This is a genomic window from Streptomyces iconiensis (assembly GCF_028657195.3).
Lineage (GTDB): Bacteria > Actinomycetota > Actinomycetes > Streptomycetales > Streptomycetaceae > Streptomyces > Streptomyces iconiensis.
Genome location: NZ_JANCPR020000016.1, coordinates 59644 through 75313 on the forward strand (window position 1 = coordinate 59644; position 15670 = coordinate 75313).

Genomic DNA, 15670 nt, shown 5'->3' on the forward strand with positions numbered 1-15670 from the left:
CTGCGGGATGCCGATCTCGACGTTGGTCACCGGTCGACGCCTCCCATCACGGGGTCGAGGGATGCGACGGCGACGATGACGTCGGCCACCTGGCCGCCCTCGCACATCGCCGCCATGGCCTGAAGGTTGGTGAAGGAGGGGTCGCGGAAGTGCACGCGGTACGGGCGGGTACCGCCGTCACTCACGGCGTGCACACCCAGCTCGCCCTTGGGCGACTCGACGGCCGCGTACGTCTGGCCAGGTGGCACCCTGAAGCCTTCGGTCACCAGCTTGAAGTGGTGGATCAGGGCCTCCATCGAGGTGCCCATGATGTTCTTGATGTGGTCGAGGGAGTTGCCGAGCCCGTCGGGGCCGAGCGCGAGCTGCGCGGGCCAGGCGATCTTCTTGTCGCCGACCATGACGGGTCCCGGCTCCAGCCTGTCCACACACTGTTCGACGATCCGCAGCGACTGGCGCATCTCCTCCAGGCGCAGCAGGAAGCGCCCGTAGGAGTCACAGGTGTCGACCGTCGGCACCTCGAAGTCGTACGTCTCGTATCCGCAGTACGGCTGGGCCTTGCGCAGGTCGTGCGGGAGTCCGGCCGAGCGCAGGACGGGGCCCGTGGCGCCGAGGGCCATGCAGCCCGCGAGGTCGAGGTGGCCGATGTCCTGGAGGCGGGCCTTGAAGACCGGGCTGCCGGTGCACAGCGCGTCGTACTCCGGCAGGTTCTTGCGCATCTTCTTGATGAACTCGCGCAGCGCGTCGACGGCGCCGGGCGGCAGGTCCTGGGAGAGCCCTCCGGGGCGGATGTACGCGTGGTTCATCCGCAGTCCGGTGATCAACTCATAGAGGTCAAGGACCAGTTCGCGGTCGCGGAAACCGAAGATCATGACCGTGGTCGCACCCAGCTCCATGCCGCCCGTCGCGATGGCGACGAGGTGCGAGGAGAGCCGGTTCAGCTCCATCAGCAGCACACGGATGACGTTGGCGCGGTCGGGGATCTCGTCCTCGATGCCGAGCAGCTTCTCGACGGCCATGCAGTACGCCGTCTCGTTGAAGAACGGCGTGAGGTAGTCCATGCGCGTGACGAAGGTGGTGCCCTGCGTCCAGGTCCGGTATTCGAGGTTCTTCTCGATGCCGGTGTGCAGATAACCGATGCCGCAGCGGGCCTCGGTGACCGTCTCGCCGTCGATCTCCAGGATCAGCCGGAGCACACCGTGTGTGGACGGGTGCTGCGGGCCCATGTTGACGATGATCCGCTCGTCGTCGCTCTTGGCGGCGTGTGCGGCGATCTCGTCCCAGTCCCCGCCGGTCACGTCGTAGACGGTGCCTTCGGTGGTCTCCCGAATGCCTGCCGTGGCGTGCTGGGTCGGTTGCTGCGCCCCGGAGGGGCTCGATGAGGGGCGGTCGGGCGACGGGTGGGACATTATGAGTACGACCTCCGCTGGTCCGGAGCGGGAATCTGGGCGCCCTTGTATTCGACGGGGATGCCGCCGAGGGAGTAGTCCTTGCGCTGCGGAAAGCCCTGCCAGTCGTCCGGCATCATGATCCGCGTGAGCGCGGGGTGCCCGTCGAAGATCAGCCCGAAGAAGTCGTAGACCTCGCGCTCGTGCCAGTCGTTGGTCGGATAGACCTCGACGACCGAGGGGATGTGCGGGTCGGCGTCGGGCGCCGTGACCTCCAGCCGGATCAGCCGGTTGTGGGTGATCGAACGCAGGTGGTAGACGGCGTGCAGCTCGCGCCCTTTGTCCTCCAGGAAGTGCACACCGCTGACCCCGGTGCACAGCTCGAAGCGGAGTGCCGGGTCGTCGCGGCAGGTGCGGGCCACCTGGAGCAGGTGTTCGCGGTGGATGTGGAAGGTCAGCTCGTCGCGGTCGACGACGGTCTTCTCGATGGCGTTCCCGGGAAGCAGCCCCTGCTCCTCCAGCGCCCCTTCCAGCTCGTCGGCCACCTCGTCGAACCAGCCACCGTACGGGCGGGAACTGGCGCCCGGCAGTCGCACGGTGCGCACCAGGCCGCCGTAGCCGGAGGTGTCGCCGCCGTTGTTGGCGCCGAACATGCCGCGCCGTACGCCGATGACCTCCCCCGCCTCGTTCTGCTGCTTCGGTACGGAGCCATTTGCCCCGTTGGCTGCGTTGGCTGCGTGTCCGGGGGTGCCGTTGGCGGGGCCGTTCCCCTTCTTGTCCGTCATCGCAGGAGCCCCTTCATCTCGATCGTCGGGAGCGCCTTCTTCGCCGCTTCCTCCGCTTCAAGGGCCGCATCGCGCTGATTGACGCCGAGAGGCGAGTGCTGGATCTGCTCGTGCAGCTTGAGAATGGCGTCCAGAAGCATTTCGGGGCGCGGCGGGCAGCCGGGCAGATAGATGTCGACGGGCACGATGTGATCGACACCCTGAACGATCGCGTAGTTGTTGAACATGCCGCCGGACGAGGCACACACGCCCATGGAGATGACCCACTTGGGATTGGGCATCTGGTCGTAGACCTGCCGCAGAACGGGCGCCATCTTCTGACTGACGCGCCCGGCCACGATCATCAGGTCCGCCTGGCGCGGCGAGCCGCGGAAGACCTCCATGCCGAAGCGCGCGAGGTCGTACCTTCCAGCACCCGTCGTCATCATCTCGATGGCGCAGCAGGCGAGTCCGAAGGTCGCCGGGAAAACGGACGATTTACGGGCCGCTCCCGCCAGCTTCTCGACGGTGGTCAGCAGAAATCCGCTCGGCAGTTTCTCTTCAAGTCCCATTGCTTACCCTGCCCCTAATCCCATTCCAGGCCGCCGCGCCGCCAGTCATAGGCATACGCGATACCGATGAGGGCGACGAAGACCAGCATTTCGACGAGCCCGAACATCCCGAGGGAGTCGAAATGGACGGCCCACGGGTAGAGAAAGACGATTTCGATGTCGAAAATAATGAAGAGCATCGCCGTCAGGTAGTACTTCACCGGGAAGCGTCCGCCTCCGGCTGGCTGCGGCGTGGGCTCGATGCCGCACTCGTATGCCTCCAGCTTGGCCCGGTTGTAGCGCTTGGGGCCCACTTGTGAGGCGGCGACCACGGAGAAGACCGTGAACGCTGCCGCGAGGGCTCCCAGTACGAGGATTGGTGTGTAGACGTTCACCGCTCCCGTCTCCTTCCAGGCGTCGACTCTGACTGCCGGCAGACCGCTGGGCCCCCGACCCACCGCACGAAGATCGCTCCTATGTGAGGCAGTTCACAAGCCCTGTTCGCAGGCATCTTAAGCCCGGGGCTCTGTGATCTGCGACACGGGGTACGACAACTGCTTTGTGATCTCCACCACCTGACGGTGAATCATCCCGTCGGATGGTCGTAAATCTTCATACGCAAAGCCCACGGATGATCACCACTGGTGATCAACTCCTGGTGCTCACAAGGGGTAGGAGCGGGTTGCTTTATCAAGCCTGAGCCTGCACCGGCAAATTCGCGCTGGACACATTCGCCTGCTAGACGCCTGGCCTCCGCTCGTGCGGTCGTGAACACCGGCACAAGCCACGCTCAAGAAGGTGTGAGAGCGCCGAGATGGGTAATGCGTACTCAATGTCCCCTTCATGCGAAGAGTTGAGCCTGTCGATGTGAGCTGCGCCACTCGGGAACTCGGCAGCCGCTGACATCTTTGCGTGCGCCGTAGGCCCGTGATATTGCCGTGATCAAAATTCCGGCATTGCGGACAACTGCATGGTCACAGCCCCGTAGTTGGGCAATGATCACGGGAAGGTGACGCTCGTCGGACGCCTTTGGGACGGCCAACTGGCCGTGTCCGCGACGACTGTGGCGCATCGCACGATTGTTGAGCTGAGGCTCGGGCGCCTGCTAGGCATTCCCCCATGTCCCCGAAAGCTCAGATACCCAGCCACCGGAAGCCCCGCTCCAGCAAGATGAATACGGCGCTGCGTGCGGGTGTGACGGGCGGCGTCATGGGCACCATCGCTCTCACCGCGGCGGCGACCCCGGCCCTCGCGGCTGACAAGAACGCACCGACCGAGACCGTCGAGATGCCGACCCTCTCCGGCGACCTGGCGAACTCCACCTCGCGCGCGGCCGAATCGCTCCAGATGACCGCGCAGCAGTACGAGCTTCAGGAGGCGCAGTCCTCCGCCGCCTCCGAGGCGCGGGAGCAGGCCCAGGAGCACAAGCAGAAGGAAGAGAAGGCGAAGGCCGAGGCCGCGCGCAAGGCGGAGGCGGCCCGTAAGGCCCGTGCCGTCGCGCAGAAGCAGGCCGCGACGCAGTCCACCGACGACCGCGCCTCGCGCTCCACCGAGCGCGCCTCGATCAGCACCGCCTCGGCGCCGCAGGGCGGCAACGTCTCCACTGTCATCAACTTCCTCAAGGCGCAGGTCGGCAAGTCCTACGTCATGGGTGCCACCGGCCCCTCGGCCTACGACTGCTCGGGGCTGACGGGTGCCGCCTTCAAGCAGGTCGGCGTCGACCTGCCGCGCACCTCGCAGCCGCAGTCCACCTCCGGCACCCCCGTCTCCCTCGACAACCTCCAGCCCGGCGACCTCCTCTACTGGGGCAGCGCGGGCAGCGCCTACCACGTGGGCGTGTACGTCGGCGGCGGCAAGTTCATCGGCGCACAGAACTCCTCCACCGGCGTCGTCGAGCGCCCCATGAGCTACGACCAGCCCACCGGCGCGGTCCGCGTCCTCTGACGCGCTCACCCCACACGGCGAAGGGCCCCACCGCACGACGGAGCGGTGGGGCCCTTCGCGTGCCCGCACACGGGGCGTTCGCGGCCTGGCGGACGGAGGGCGATTGTGGACCTGGCGTACGGGGGCCGTTCGCGGGTCTGGCGCACGGGGGGGGCGTTCGCGGGCCTGGCGTACACGGGGCGTTCGTGAGGGCGGGCGCACCCGGAACGTTCGTGGGGCCGGCGCCGCGCCGATGCTCGTGAGGCCGGGCGCGTACGGACGCCCATGAAGCGCGACGCGTACGGACGCCCGCGAAGGCCGACGCGTACGGACGCCCGTGAAGGCCGGCACGCGTCCGCCCGTGAACGGCCGGTGCACGCCGACGCCCGTGAAGCCCGGCACGCGTCGCTGAAGCGGGTACAGCGGGCGGCTCCAGGCCGGACGCCCCCGGGCCGCCCCCGTCGCCTCCCGTGGCGCTCACGGCGTCCCATGGCGCGCTGGGCGCCTCATGGCGTCCCATGGCGCGCTGGGCGCCTCATGGCGTCCCATGGCGCGCTGGGCGCCTCACAGTCGCCGGGAGACCTCTTCCGCCGCCTGGCGCACCGCGGGCGCGAATTCGCGGAGCTGGTCCTCGGTGACCAGGAAGACCAGCGAGGAGACGGACACGGCGCCCATCGGATAGCCGTCCGCGTCCAGTACGGGTGCGGCCAGGGAACAGACGCTGGCGTCGGCCTCCTCGTACTCCGCCGCGTAACCCGCCTCGCGGATCCCGGCCAGTTCCCGCTGGAGGCGTGGCCTGTCGGTGATGGTGCGGGGCGTGCGTGCGGGCAGGCCCGTGCGGTCGAGCAGTTCCTCCGCCTCGGCGCCTGGAAGGTGCGCGAGGAGCACCTTGCCCGCCGCGCTGGCGTGCAGCGGCAGCGCCATCCCCACCTCCGTCGCGATGCGGTACGCGTGGCCGGGGTCCACCTTGTGGGTGTAGGTGGCGTGGTCACGGCTGAGCACCGCGAGGTGCACGGCCTGGCCCAGCCGCTGCTGGAGCGCGCGCAGCACGGCGTCGATGCCGACCGCGTCGTCCGAGAGCACCTGTGCCGCCAGGGCGCGCAGCTGGAAGCCCGTTCCGTAGCGGCCCTCGCCGTCGGCGACCGCGTAGCCCTCCTCGATGAGGGTGGCCAGGATGCGGTGCGTGCTGGCCTTGGAGACGCCCGCGTACTCCGCGATCTCCTTGAGACGGTGCGGGAGTTCGGGCCGCGCGACCGCCTGGAGCACGCGCAGCGCCTTCGCGACGGAATTTACGGCGTGCCCGGCTTGCACCGCGTCACCGGCCCGCACCTGCACAGGGCTGCCGCCGCGCGCAGAGCTGGCGTCGCGCACGGGGTTCCCGTCACGCACAGGGTTCCCGTCGCGCGCCGAGCTCTCAGCCCGCGCCGGCTTCTCGGCGTGCACCGGCTTCTCGCGATCCATTGACCCTCCGCACCCCATCCGGTTAGCTTGCCTGCGATCCGTTCTCCGGAACGTCAATCTACTCTACGGAACGGCTGGTCGGTTCCGCAGACGCATCGTGCCCTCTCACCCACGCTTGCGAAAGGCAGCCGTCCATGTATGAACTCCTCGTCTCAGGCGGCCTGTTGGCCGACCCCGAGCGCGGTACGACGGAGCCCGGCGACCTGGCCGTGCACGAGGGCCGTATCGCGGCCACCGGCGCTCCCGGCAGCCTCCAGGGCCGCGAAACCCTCGATGCGGACGGCCTGTTGGTCACGCCAGGACTCATCGACCTGCACACCCACGTCTACGCCGACCGCACAGGACTCGGCGTCGACGCCGACGCGGTCGGCGTGCGACAGGGCGTCACCACCGTGGTGGACGCCGGGAGTTGCGGCAGCGACGACTGGCCGCACTTCAGGGACCACGTGGTGGCCGGCGCCGTCACCCGCGTCCTGAGCTGGCTCAACATCTCCCGGCACGGGCTCGTGCGGGGCCACCGTGAACTCGCGGGCGGCGCACGGGACATCGACACCGCCGGTACGTCGGCCGTGCTCGCCGCACACCGCGGCACCGTGCGCGGCATCAAGGTGCGGATGAGCCGTTCCGTGCTCGGCGGAAGCGGGCTCGCGCCGCTGCGCACCGCGAAGGAGACCGCAGGCGCCCACGGCCTCCCCGTGATGGTGCACGTCGGCAACGAACCGCCCGCGCTGGCCGACGTCCTGGACCTGCTCGGGCACGGTGACGTGGTCACCCACGCCTTCCACGGCAAGGACGGCGGCCTCTTCGGGCCGGCCGGGCTGCTCCCCGAGGCGGGCGCCGCGGTCGAGCGGGGCGTCCGTTTCGATGTCGGGCACGGGAGCGCCAGCTTCGCCTTCCGTACGGCGGAACGGGCGTTGGAGGCCGGTATCCGGCCGTACACCGCCAGTACGGACCTGCACTGCCGCAATGTCGACGGGCCCGTGCACTCCCTGACCAGCACCCTCAGCAAGCTGCTCGCGCTCGGCATGCCCCTCACGGAGGTGCTCGCGTGCGCCACCACGCGGGCGGCGCGGGTGCTCGGACTCGACGGCGAACTGGGCACGCTGCGCACCGGCGCCGCCGCCGACCTCAGCCTGCTGCGGCTGCGCGAGGCGCCCGTCACCTTCACCGACGCCACCGGGGAGCGGCGCGAGGGCCGCAGGTCGCTCGTCCCGTACGCCGTCGTACGCGCGGGAGTTCCGTACCCCGTACGGCAGGACGCACCGCCGGCCTCCCCCACGACCGCACGACCGACGACCCCCACAGGAGAGCCCGCCGGATGATCCACCTGACCGAGCGGCTGGCCGAGACCGTCGCGGACAGCTCCGCGCCCGTGGACGCCGCCGACCGCGCCGACCTCGGCGAGCTGCTGCCGCTCGTCCAGTACGAGGCCGATCAGCAGGGCCTCGCCCTCGACGACGAACGGCTGCTGGCCGTCGCCGTGCACTGCCTCGCCTTCGCGCGGCGCGTACGCGGGGGCGAGTACCTGGACCCACTCGGCGACGAGCTGTACACGGAGGTGCCCGCCGACCGGCTGGCCGCTGCCCGGCACCTGATCGACACCTACTGCGGACCACGCGGCTACACCGCACCCGACAGCGAAGTCCTGCTGCTCGCCCTCCACTTCGAAGTGGCCAGGCGCAGCGGCGACACCTGCGAGAACCCGACATGAGACGGGGCACGCGACCGGACAGAAGACCAGACATCGGACCGGACATCAGAGCCGAAGCGGCAGCCGATGCGACAGCCGATGCGATGGATGAGACGAGAGACGACAAGGGGAACGGGACCATGACAGTGAAGATCGTGATCGGGCACCGGCTGGGCAAGGGACAGGCAGTCGCCGACGGTATTCGCGCCGCGGGCGGCGAACCCGTGCTGATACCTGGCCCAGGCGCCGACATGAAGGTCGGCGATGTGATGGCGGCCGAGGAAGCGGCGCTCGGCATCTCCTTCTGCGGCAGCGGCGGCGCGGGCGCGGTGACCGCGAAGGCGAAGTACGGGCACGAGATCGAGTTCGGCATGCGCTCGGCCCAGGCCGGGGTGACGGCCGTCGAGCAGGGCCGTACGGTCCTCGGCTTCGGCTTCCTCGACAGCGAGGAGCTGGGCTACGCGGTGACCGAGGCGCTGCTCAAGAAGCTGGGAGAGACCGCATGAAGCACACGGCTCAGGTGCTGAGGCTCACCGGTTCGGGGCCCACGCGGCACAAGGCGTTCGCCGATGCCATGGGGCAGGTGCAGCGCGCGGCGGGCGCGAGGACGACGGGGGTGTGCTTCCGCGTCGAGCCCGTCGGCCTTGAGGTCGTCGAGGCCGTGGAGCGGCGGTGGACGGAACGGTTTCTCGGGCTGCTCTTCGCCAGGACCCGTCAGCGCTTCGAGCTGACGCTGAAGATCGAGGTGCGCGTGGCGTCCCTGGATCTGGACGCACTCGACTTCACCGTGCGCGAGGAGCGGCTCACCCCGGTCCAACACGCGCTGCACATGAGATGAGCGGCCGTCTCCTGCGGCGTCTACACCGCCGTCTCCGCCACCGTCTCGCGGGGAGCGACGGCGGCCCCCGAATCCCCTTGAACCGCACCGGTCACCGGCCCGTCAGCGGCCCGTCCGTGACCGACTCCGCGAGGTGAATCCCGTTGCCCCAGACCCTCATCGTCCTGATGGAGTCGGCCGTCATCGGCGCGCTCATCGGCTTCGGTGCCTCGGCGGGTGTGGCCCGTATGTTCCACGCGCCCAAGGTGCAGGGCATGGGCGCGTTCCGGACGCTCGGTGAGCTGAACGCCTGTGAGAACGACCCCATCGCCCACTTCTCGTTCGGCTTCGGCTTCTTCTTCAACGCCTGGGCCAGCGCGGTCGGCGCCGGCGCGCTCACCGGCGACGTGGACCACCGCATCGTGCCGCACTGGGCAGCCGCGCTGTCCATGGCCAAGAACCGCAACCTCGCGGAGACCCTGCACAATCCGCGGCGCATGGCCTTCTGCGGCGCGGGAGTCGGCATGGTGCTGATCTCGGTGCTGAACACCAGCGCGGCATCTGTGCCCGGCTCGCTCCAGAAGGTCGCCGCCGAGGTGCTGGGTCCGGCCTCGGAATGGCTGATCAACCCCGTGATGCCGATCATCTTCTGGATGGCCGCCATCGACGCGGGACGGCGCACAGGCGGCTGGGGCACCGTGCTCGGCGGCCTCGCGCACGTCGTGATGGGCAACGCCGTGCCCGGCATCGTGCTGGGCATCGTCGTCGGCAAGGCGCTGGACGACCTGGGCAGGACCCGGCTGACCCGCGTCCTCGTCGGAGCCGTGATCGCGCTCTTCGTCATCAGCGGCATCCTGCGCGGCGTCGACCTCCAGCTGCTGGAACAGATGAAGGTCCATGTCCCGGACTGGCTGGCCCAGTTCCACAAGACCACCGGCACCACCCCGACGGACTGAGAGGCAGGGCAGACGTATGTCCCATGCGGAAACGGGCGCCGCGGCGGCTCCCGGTCCCGAAGGAGGCGCCGGTTCCGGAGGAGGCACCGGCACAGCCAAGGCCAAGGCCGAGGCCAAGTCCGGGGGCGGCAAGGTGCCGGGCGAGGGCAGCTTCTGGCTCTCGGAGCGTGCCTTCCCCCTCTTCGTCGCCACCCTGGCCGCCGGCATCTTCGCCGGCACACACCTCTATTACGTCTACAACACGGGCGCGTTCAACGAGGTCGCCGTCACCGCGCTGCTCAAGGCCGGTATGGACGGCGGGAGTTACGGTGCGGCTGCCGCCTTCGGAGCCGGTTTCCTCTTCGCCCGGATCATCGAGGGGCCCATGGTCGGCATCCTCGACATCGGCGGCTCCCTCCAGACCGGCGTCGGCATCGGTATTCCCGCGATGCTGCTGGCCGGCGGTATCACCGCGCCCCTGGAGCACTTCTGGCTCGCGCTCCCCACGGGCGCCGTACTCGGACTGGCCATCGGCTGGCTGGTGCTGGCCATCCGCCGCGTCACGGTGAACTCCTCCGGCGGCACCTCGACGTTCGGCGCCGACGTGATGATGGGCGCGGGCAACTCGGCCGGGCGGTATCTCGGCCCACTCGTCATCATCGCCGCCGCCACAGCCTCCATCCCCGTCGGACTCGGCTCCACGCTGGGCGCGTTGCTCTTCTACTGGTGGAAGAAGCCGCTGACCGGCGGAGCGATCCTCGGCGCGATGCTCTTCGGGCTCTTCTTCCCGATCACCGGCAAGTGAACGCCCCCGCACCCGCACCCCCGCCCGCGAGACCCCACACCCCCGGTCAGCCCCACGCACCCGCGCCCACAGACACGCGCACAGACACGAAGGGCACCATGAGTACGCTCTATGACGAACTGGGCCTGCACCCGGCCCTCAACGCCAACGGGAAGATGACGGCGCTCGGCGGCAGCAGGCTGAGCGAGCCCGTCATCGCCGCGATGGGCGAGGCCGCGCGCGGCCACGTCGTGATGGACGAGTTGCTGGCCGCCGCCGGCCGCGAACTCGCACGCGCCACCGGAACCGAGGACGCCTGCCCCACCACGGGCGCGGCCTCCGGTATCGCCATCGCGGTCGCCGCGCTGATCGCGGGCACGGACCTCGCCCGTATCGAGCGGCTGCCCGACCCCGCGGACCGGCCGCACGAGGTGGTGCTCCAGAAGGGCCACGCCGTCCATTTCGGCGCACCCGTACGGCAGATGATCGCGTTGGGCGGCGGTACGGCCGTCGAGGCGGGCGCGGCCAACAAGGTGCGGCGCGAGCACCTGGAGAGCGCCATCACCGACCGTACGGTGGCGCTGCTCCATGTGCAGTCGCATCACGCGGTGCGCAAGGGCATGCTCCCGCTCGCCGAAACCGTCGCCGTAGCGCACGCGCACGGCCTGCCGGTGATCCTCGACGCGGCGGCCGAGGACGACCTGCGCGCCTGGCCCCGAACCGGCGCCGACCTGGTGATCTACAGCGGCGGCAAGGCCATCGGCGGCCCCACCTCGGGGCTGATCTGCGGGCCGGCACCGCTGATCGAAGCCTGCCGCGCCCAGTACGCGGGGATCGCCAGGCCCATGAAGGTCGGCAAGGAGACCGTGCTCGGTCTCGTACGGGCGGTACGGGAGCACACGGCGCACGGGGCCGGCGCGGGCTCACGCGAGGAACGGGACGCGCAGCGCGACCGGATGGCCCGCCTCGCCGCACGCCTGGGCACGCTGCCCGGCGTCACCGCCGACGTCGTACGGGACGAGGCGGGGCGCGACATCCACCGCGCCCGCCTCACCGTCGACCCCGACCGCGCCGGCCGGGACGCCGCGGCCCTGGGCGCCGAACTCCGCGCCGGCACCCCGCCCGTCTTCCTCCGCGACCACCTCGCGGACAACGGCGTACTGGCCATCGACCCCCGCTCCCTCACCCCGGACGAGGAAGAGGTCCTCGCCCAGCGCCTCACCCACCTGCTGGACGGCAAGGGGGAGATGAACGGGAACGGGGACGGGGACGGCGACAGGGACGGCGCACCGGGTACGGACGAAGAAGCGGGGCACGCCGCAACCGTCGAGCGCCGTCTCAAGGTCACCGAGGAGGCCGGCCTCCACGCCCGCCCGGCCGCCGCCTTCGCGCAGGCGGCAGCGCGTACGACGGCCGAAGTCACCGTCGCACGCGTCGACTCCGGAACAGAGGGGCGGCCCGTACCCGCCCGCAGCGTGCTCTCCGTGCTGACCCTCAGCATCCGCTACGGCGACGAAATCGTGCTCCGCGCCACAGGCGACGACGCCGAAGCCGTGCTCAACACCCTCACCGGAATCGCGGCCCCCGCATGACGGCCCGGCACACGGACCACGCGGGCACGGGCACGTCGAGCCCCGACCCGACAGACGCGGCTCTCGGCCCGGCCGTCCGCTCCGTCGTCGGTCACCTGGAACGGGCGCGGATCGTACCCACCGTCCGCGCCGCCGACGCCGAGGCGGCCGACGCGCTGGCCAGGACGCTGCTCGCGGCCGGAATCAGCACCTTCGAGTTCACGGCGACCACGCCCGGCTGGGAGGACCTGGTGGCGGCCTGGGCGCGCGATGAGCCGGGGGCAACCGTCGGGCTCGGCACGGTCACCTCGGCAACCGTCGCCGAGAGCGCGCTCGCCGCAGGCGCCGCCTTCCTGGTCAGCCCTTTCCAGGTGCCCGAGGTACGCCCGGTGGCCGACGCCGCCGACCGCCTCTTCGTCGAGGGCGGGCTGAGCCCCACAGAACTGCGTGCCTCCGCACAGCGCGGAGTCGCCAAGCTCTTTCCCGCACACGTGGGCGGTCTGCCGTATCTGAAGTCCCTGCTCTCCGTCATGCCGGGGGCCAGGATCATGGCGACCGGCGGGGTGACGCTGGCCAACGCGGGCGAGTGGCTCGCTGCGGGAGCGTTCACCGTGAGCATCGGCAGCGACCTCACCGCGAGCGGCGACATCCCCGCCGCCGTCGAACGCCTCCGCGCGCACCTCGACACCGCGGGCCCGACAGCCACCGCCGACACCTCTGGCTGACCAACCGCCCGCTGACCGCGCCCGGGTGGCCGGGGAGCCGGGAGGCCGGGGAGCCGGAAGGCCGGGGGGCCGGGAGGCCGGGGAGCTGGCATCAAAGGACAGGGGAGCCGGCGTCAGCGGGCCGGGAGCCGGCGTCAGCCCGCAGGCGCGACCCGCCCGCAACCGGCCCGCTGAGCGGCGGCGTCCACTCCGCGCGCGAAGACCCGCTCCGGATCGGGCTCCGCCGCCTCCCGCATTCCCTTGTCCAGCTGCTGGAAGAAGACGGCATCCGTCCCGTCGCAATCGGCCCGCACCGCCGCGTAGTCCTCGTGGAACACCCCCTTGCCGCGCCAGCCCGGTCCCGGCGCCTTGTCACCTGTCATGCCGTCGAACAGCGCCATCAGCCGGGGCTCGGTCACGATGAGGAACTGCCCGGCGAGTTCCGGCTCCTCGCCCTGGGCGCCCTCCGTGCTGACGGTGCAGATCCGCAGGCGCGCGTCGTCGGCGCGGGTCCAGCTCCAGGTCCCGGCGTCCTGGCCACCCCGCAGGCCCGGAATGTCGCAGACCTCCTTGGGTACGGGACCCGAACGGTCGCTCTCTTCCGTCGCGCCGGGGAACGACGAGGCGAGTTCCAGCGGGTTCTCCCTGGCGCAGTCGGCCTTGCTCATACCCGCGTTGGCGGCGTCGAGCAGCATCGTCGCCACCTCACGTCCGGTACCGAGCAGCGAGGGGTTGGCCATCTCACCCGACGCCGAGGTGCTGCGCCCGTGTACGCGCAGGCTCACGGCAGCGGGGCGCCCGCCCGCCTCGCACCGCTTCGGCAGGACGACCACCGCGCGGTCCTGACCGACCGTGCCGGAGAGCCCGTCGGGCAGCCGTACGGAGCGGGCGTCCAGGAACTCGCCCAGCCAGGCCCGCCGTTCGGTACCGCCGTCCGGTACGGCGCCGTACCGGACGGTGACGCGGTCGGAGTAGGAGACCTTCTCGCCGCCCGACCCACTCCCGGCCCGCACCGTCAGGGTGCAACTGCCGCTCGGACGGCCGGCGGTGGGCGGTGACTCCTTCACACCGCGCGACCCGCCGCCCTCGACCGCCTCCCCGCCGAGGACGCGCGGACCGCTGTCCTGCTCCCACGCGCCCCAGCAGTAGTGCTCCTTGTCCTGGAGGAAGGGAAGCGAACCGGTGAAGGCGGTCCAGCCGCCGACTCCGGCCGCCACCAGGACGAGCACCAGGCCCACCACGATCCCCGCCCTGTGCTTCCGGACACCGGTCTCCGGCCTGTCCGCCACGCTCGCCGCTCCCTCGCCGTCCGATCCGCTCATCCCCTGTCGGGCCGGAGGTGGATCAGTGCCTCGTCCGCCGGGCCACGCATGAGACATCGGGCTCACGCACGGTCCGAACGGATACGGACAGCTCTTCCGTTCCCGTCTCCCGACCCGGCCCGGGCCCCGGGTTCCGGGTCCGGGCCGGGGCCCCGGCCCGTGAGTGGCCCCGCCCGGCCCCCGTCAGCGCCTCGTCCAGAGGAACGCGTGCGTGTCACCGGTCTCGCTGATCGCGGTTCCGGCGGCGTCTCCCCTGTCCGTCACCAGGCCGGCCCGGCTGCTGACGTAGCCCGGCGGTGTACCGAGCACGTGCGTACGCCCTTCGCGCCACAGGACCGCGTGGGGCACGCCCCTGTCGGTCAGGTTCCAGCCGACGGCGTCGCCGCTTGCGTTGACGGTGATCGCCTCGCTGTCGCCGCCGAGTACGCTGCCCAGCTCCGTGGGGCGGCCGTCCGTCCACTGGACGGCGTGCCGCTTGCCCGTCGTGCTGTTGAGGCCGGTACCGACGGCCTGGCCCCGGTCGTTGAGCGTGCCGATACGGCTGGAGAGGCGCGAGTGGTCGGTGCCGGGGATGTTCGGCAGCACCCGCACACCGTTCCCGTCTCCGGCCGCCTCGTCCCACAGATACGGGGTCTGCCGGTGCGTGACCGGGTGCTCGGCCTGCGCTGCCACGAGCCCCTTCTCGTTGAACCCGGCCGCCGTGACGTTCTGCCCCTCCGCCCCTTCGGGCTCAGGGACGTACGTGCTGCCGCCCGCGCGCCACACGAACGCACGCGCGCGCTCCGGACTCCCGCGTGGCGGCAGGGTGTCGGCCAGCACGCGCCCCTCGTCGTTCAGTTGGAACCCCTGGGTCGGCGTCGTGCTGCCGGCCGGGCCCGGCGGGTCGAGCGCGAGGACGCGCTCACCGTCGTGCAGCAGGTCGCGCTGGTGCGGGCGCATGTCGATGAGGACCTGTCCGCGCTCGTTGAGGTCCCGTACCTGTACGGCGTCGTGGACGCCCAGCGCCTTCGGCCGGCCGGCTGCGTCCCACAGCACGGGCCTGCGGGTGCCGTCAGGCGCCTTGTCGTACCCGGCGATCTGGCCCTTCTCGTTGAGCGCCTGGAACTGTGGCTCCGTGCCGTCCGGGAGCGCGGGAGGCGCCTTCAGCTTTTCGCCGTCCCACACGAAAGAGCGCCACTCCGCATCCGGGGTGACGCCCCAACCGATCGCCTGGCCTGCGTTGTTGGTGTCCACCACGATGTGGATCGACCCCACGGTCCCGGTCAGCCTGATGGCCTCCCACCGGGGCCCGCCGCTCCCACCGGAGCCGCCGGGCCCGACGGCCGCCACGGGTAACGCGACCGCCACCACCAGCCCCACGGCAACCGCGGCCGAGCCCGCGTGTCTCCCCTTCGCCCTGCTCCCCCGCCACCACCGCAACCGTTCGCCGCCCACCATGCCCTCACCCTCCCGTACCGGAATGTGGGGGCAGAGTGGCACAGCGTGCCGGAATCAGACATACGGAAATTGTCGTGGCCGGCGTCAGCGTGCGTGCGCACCTACACATGCCGCCACCCGTGTACGGCCTCACTCGCCCACGTCGAGCGCCCCGTTCTTGACGGCGGCCAGCAGCCGCGTCAGCCGTGCGGGGGTCGTCGTGAGGACGACATCCGGCTGCTCGCTCTCCCGGAGCAGGACTGTCTCCTCGCCGGGAGCGGCGACGTAGAGGCAGTTGGCCGCGTTACCGCTGTAGGACGACTTCTGCCAGTTCCTCGTGATCACGT

General features: G+C 70.7%; 17 protein-coding genes. 9 read left to right on the forward strand and 8 right to left on the reverse strand.

What is annotated here, in order from left to right; all coding sequences use genetic code 11:
* Positions 1–26: 26 nt before the first annotated feature.
* Genes NMN56_RS17610 through NMN56_RS17625 form a run of 4 tightly spaced genes read right to left on the reverse strand, consistent with a single transcriptional unit; the run spans position 27 to position 3095 of the window.
* Positions 27–1406: an NADH-quinone oxidoreductase subunit D gene (locus NMN56_RS17610; RefSeq protein ID WP_274040420.1), complete on the reverse strand. Its 1380-nt coding sequence runs from the start codon at positions 1404–1406 to the stop codon at positions 27–29.
* Entirely contained in the window at positions 1406–2170 is a 765-nt protein-coding gene (locus tag NMN56_RS17615) for an NADH-quinone oxidoreductase subunit C (protein ID WP_274040421.1), read from the reverse strand. Before NMN56_RS17615 ends, NMN56_RS17610 begins: the two co-directional genes overlap by 1 nt.
* Positions 2167–2721, reverse strand: a complete 555-nt coding sequence (locus NMN56_RS17620; RefSeq protein ID WP_274040422.1) for a NuoB/complex I 20 kDa subunit family protein — start codon at positions 2719–2721, stop codon at positions 2167–2169. Before NMN56_RS17620 ends, NMN56_RS17615 begins: the two co-directional genes overlap by 4 nt.
* 14 nt (positions 2722–2735) lie before the next feature.
* Positions 2736–3095, reverse strand: coding sequence for an NADH-quinone oxidoreductase subunit A (locus tag NMN56_RS17625; protein ID WP_274040423.1), 360 nt, complete (start codon positions 3093–3095; stop codon positions 2736–2738).
* Positions 3096–3819: 724 nt separating this feature from the next.
* Here NMN56_RS17625 and NMN56_RS17630 point away from each other — a divergent pair.
* Complete coding sequence (locus tag NMN56_RS17630) at positions 3820–4644, forward strand: C40 family peptidase (protein ID WP_274040424.1); 825 nt, start codon at positions 3820–3822, stop codon at positions 4642–4644.
* A gap of 543 nt (positions 4645–5187) precedes the next feature.
* Here the strand turns inward: NMN56_RS17630 and NMN56_RS17635 are convergent.
* Positions 5188–6084 carry an IclR family transcriptional regulator gene (locus tag NMN56_RS17635; protein WP_274040425.1) on the reverse strand — a complete coding sequence of 299 codons (897 nt, stop codon included), beginning with the start codon at positions 6082–6084 and terminating at the stop codon, positions 5188–5190.
* A 134-nt stretch (positions 6085–6218) separates the two neighbouring features.
* On the opposite strand from NMN56_RS17635, the gene NMN56_RS17640 reads away from it, so the two are divergent.
* The 8 genes from NMN56_RS17640 (at position 6219) to NMN56_RS17680 (ending at position 12606) form a co-directional block, all read left to right on the forward strand.
* Positions 6219–7406 carry an amidohydrolase/deacetylase family metallohydrolase gene (locus tag NMN56_RS17640; RefSeq protein WP_274040426.1) on the forward strand — a complete coding sequence of 396 codons (1188 nt, stop codon included), beginning with the start codon at positions 6219–6221 and terminating at the stop codon, positions 7404–7406.
* The gene (locus tag NMN56_RS17645; protein ID WP_274040427.1) at positions 7403–7795 is read left to right on the forward strand and encodes a hypothetical protein; all 393 of its coding nucleotides are present in this window, start codon (positions 7403–7405) and stop codon (positions 7793–7795) included. The genes NMN56_RS17640 and NMN56_RS17645 overlap by 4 nt, the downstream gene beginning before the upstream one ends.
* A gap of 83 nt (positions 7796–7878) precedes the next feature.
* Entirely contained in the window at positions 7879–8280 is a 402-nt protein-coding gene (locus NMN56_RS17650; protein WP_274040428.1) for an SFCGS family glycine-rich protein, read from the forward strand.
* Positions 8277–8612: a DUF4312 family protein gene (locus NMN56_RS17655; RefSeq protein ID WP_274040429.1), complete on the forward strand. Its 336-nt coding sequence runs from the start codon at positions 8277–8279 to the stop codon at positions 8610–8612. Before NMN56_RS17650 ends, NMN56_RS17655 begins: the two co-directional genes overlap by 4 nt.
* Positions 8613–8755: 143 nt before the next feature.
* Entirely contained in the window at positions 8756–9547 is a 792-nt protein-coding gene (locus NMN56_RS17660; RefSeq protein ID WP_274040430.1) for a DUF4311 domain-containing protein, read from the forward strand.
* A gap of 16 nt (positions 9548–9563) precedes the next feature.
* Positions 9564–10331: a DUF4310 family protein gene (locus NMN56_RS17665; RefSeq protein WP_274040431.1), complete on the forward strand. Its 768-nt coding sequence runs from the start codon at positions 9564–9566 to the stop codon at positions 10329–10331.
* 98 nt (positions 10332–10429) lie between these two features.
* The gene (locus NMN56_RS17670) at positions 10430–11902 is read left to right on the forward strand and encodes a DgaE family pyridoxal phosphate-dependent ammonia lyase (protein WP_347178608.1); all 1473 of its coding nucleotides are present in this window, start codon (positions 10430–10432) and stop codon (positions 11900–11902) included.
* Complete coding sequence (locus NMN56_RS17680) at positions 11899–12606, forward strand: bifunctional 4-hydroxy-2-oxoglutarate aldolase/2-dehydro-3-deoxy-phosphogluconate aldolase (protein WP_274040432.1); 708 nt, start codon at positions 11899–11901, stop codon at positions 12604–12606. Before NMN56_RS17670 ends, NMN56_RS17680 begins: the two co-directional genes overlap by 4 nt.
* Positions 12607–12740: 134 nt before the next feature.
* Here the strand turns inward: NMN56_RS17680 and NMN56_RS17685 are convergent, their stop codons facing one another.
* The 3 genes from NMN56_RS17685 to NMN56_RS17695 form a co-directional block, all read right to left on the reverse strand.
* On the reverse strand, positions 12741–13874 hold the full coding sequence (locus NMN56_RS17685; protein ID WP_274040433.1) for a hypothetical protein: 1134 nt from the start codon (positions 13872–13874) through the stop codon (positions 12741–12743).
* Between the two features lie 216 nt (positions 13875–14090).
* On the reverse strand, positions 14091–15344 hold the full coding sequence (locus NMN56_RS17690; protein ID WP_280842641.1) for a hypothetical protein: 1254 nt from the start codon (positions 15342–15344) through the stop codon (positions 14091–14093).
* A gap of 129 nt (positions 15345–15473) precedes the next feature.
* Complete coding sequence (locus NMN56_RS17695) at positions 15474–15668, reverse strand: DUF397 domain-containing protein (RefSeq protein WP_274040435.1); 195 nt, start codon at positions 15666–15668, stop codon at positions 15474–15476.
* Between the last annotated feature and the right edge of the window lie 2 nt (positions 15669–15670).

What these genes read in the sequence shown, in the direction of transcription:
- NMN56_RS17610 (WP_274040420.1), bottom strand. Translation starts at nt 1,406, where the DNA reads ATGTCCCACCCGTCGCCCGACCGCCCCTCATCGAGCCCCTCCGGGGCG.
- NMN56_RS17615 (WP_274040421.1), bottom strand. Translation starts at nt 2,170, where the DNA reads ATGACGGACAAGAAGGGGAACGGCCCCGCCAACGGCACCCCCGGACAC.
- NMN56_RS17620 (WP_274040422.1), bottom strand. Translation starts at nt 2,721, where the DNA reads ATGGGACTTGAAGAGAAACTGCCGAGCGGATTTCTGCTGACCACCGTC.
- NMN56_RS17630 (WP_274040424.1), top strand. Translation starts at nt 3,820, where the DNA reads ATGTCCCCGAAAGCTCAGATACCCAGCCACCGGAAGCCCCGCTCCAGC.
- NMN56_RS17635 (WP_274040425.1), bottom strand. Translation starts at nt 6,084, where the DNA reads ATGGATCGCGAGAAGCCGGTGCACGCCGAGAAGCCGGCGCGGGCTGAG.
- NMN56_RS17640 (WP_274040426.1), top strand. Translation starts at nt 6,219, where the DNA reads ATGTATGAACTCCTCGTCTCAGGCGGCCTGTTGGCCGACCCCGAGCGC.
- NMN56_RS17645 (WP_274040427.1), top strand. Translation starts at nt 7,403, where the DNA reads ATGATCCACCTGACCGAGCGGCTGGCCGAGACCGTCGCGGACAGCTCC.
- NMN56_RS17650 (WP_274040428.1), top strand. Translation starts at nt 7,879, where the DNA reads ATGGATGAGACGAGAGACGACAAGGGGAACGGGACCATGACAGTGAAG.
- NMN56_RS17655 (WP_274040429.1), top strand. Translation starts at nt 8,277, where the DNA reads ATGAAGCACACGGCTCAGGTGCTGAGGCTCACCGGTTCGGGGCCCACG.
- NMN56_RS17665 (WP_274040431.1), top strand. Translation starts at nt 9,564, where the DNA reads ATGTCCCATGCGGAAACGGGCGCCGCGGCGGCTCCCGGTCCCGAAGGA.
- NMN56_RS17670 (WP_347178608.1), top strand. Translation starts at nt 10,430, where the DNA reads ATGAGTACGCTCTATGACGAACTGGGCCTGCACCCGGCCCTCAACGCC.
- NMN56_RS17680 (WP_274040432.1), top strand. Translation starts at nt 11,899, where the DNA reads ATGACGGCCCGGCACACGGACCACGCGGGCACGGGCACGTCGAGCCCC.
- NMN56_RS17690 (WP_280842641.1), bottom strand. Translation starts at nt 15,344, where the DNA reads ATGGTGGGCGGCGAACGGTTGCGGTGGTGGCGGGGGAGCAGGGCGAAG.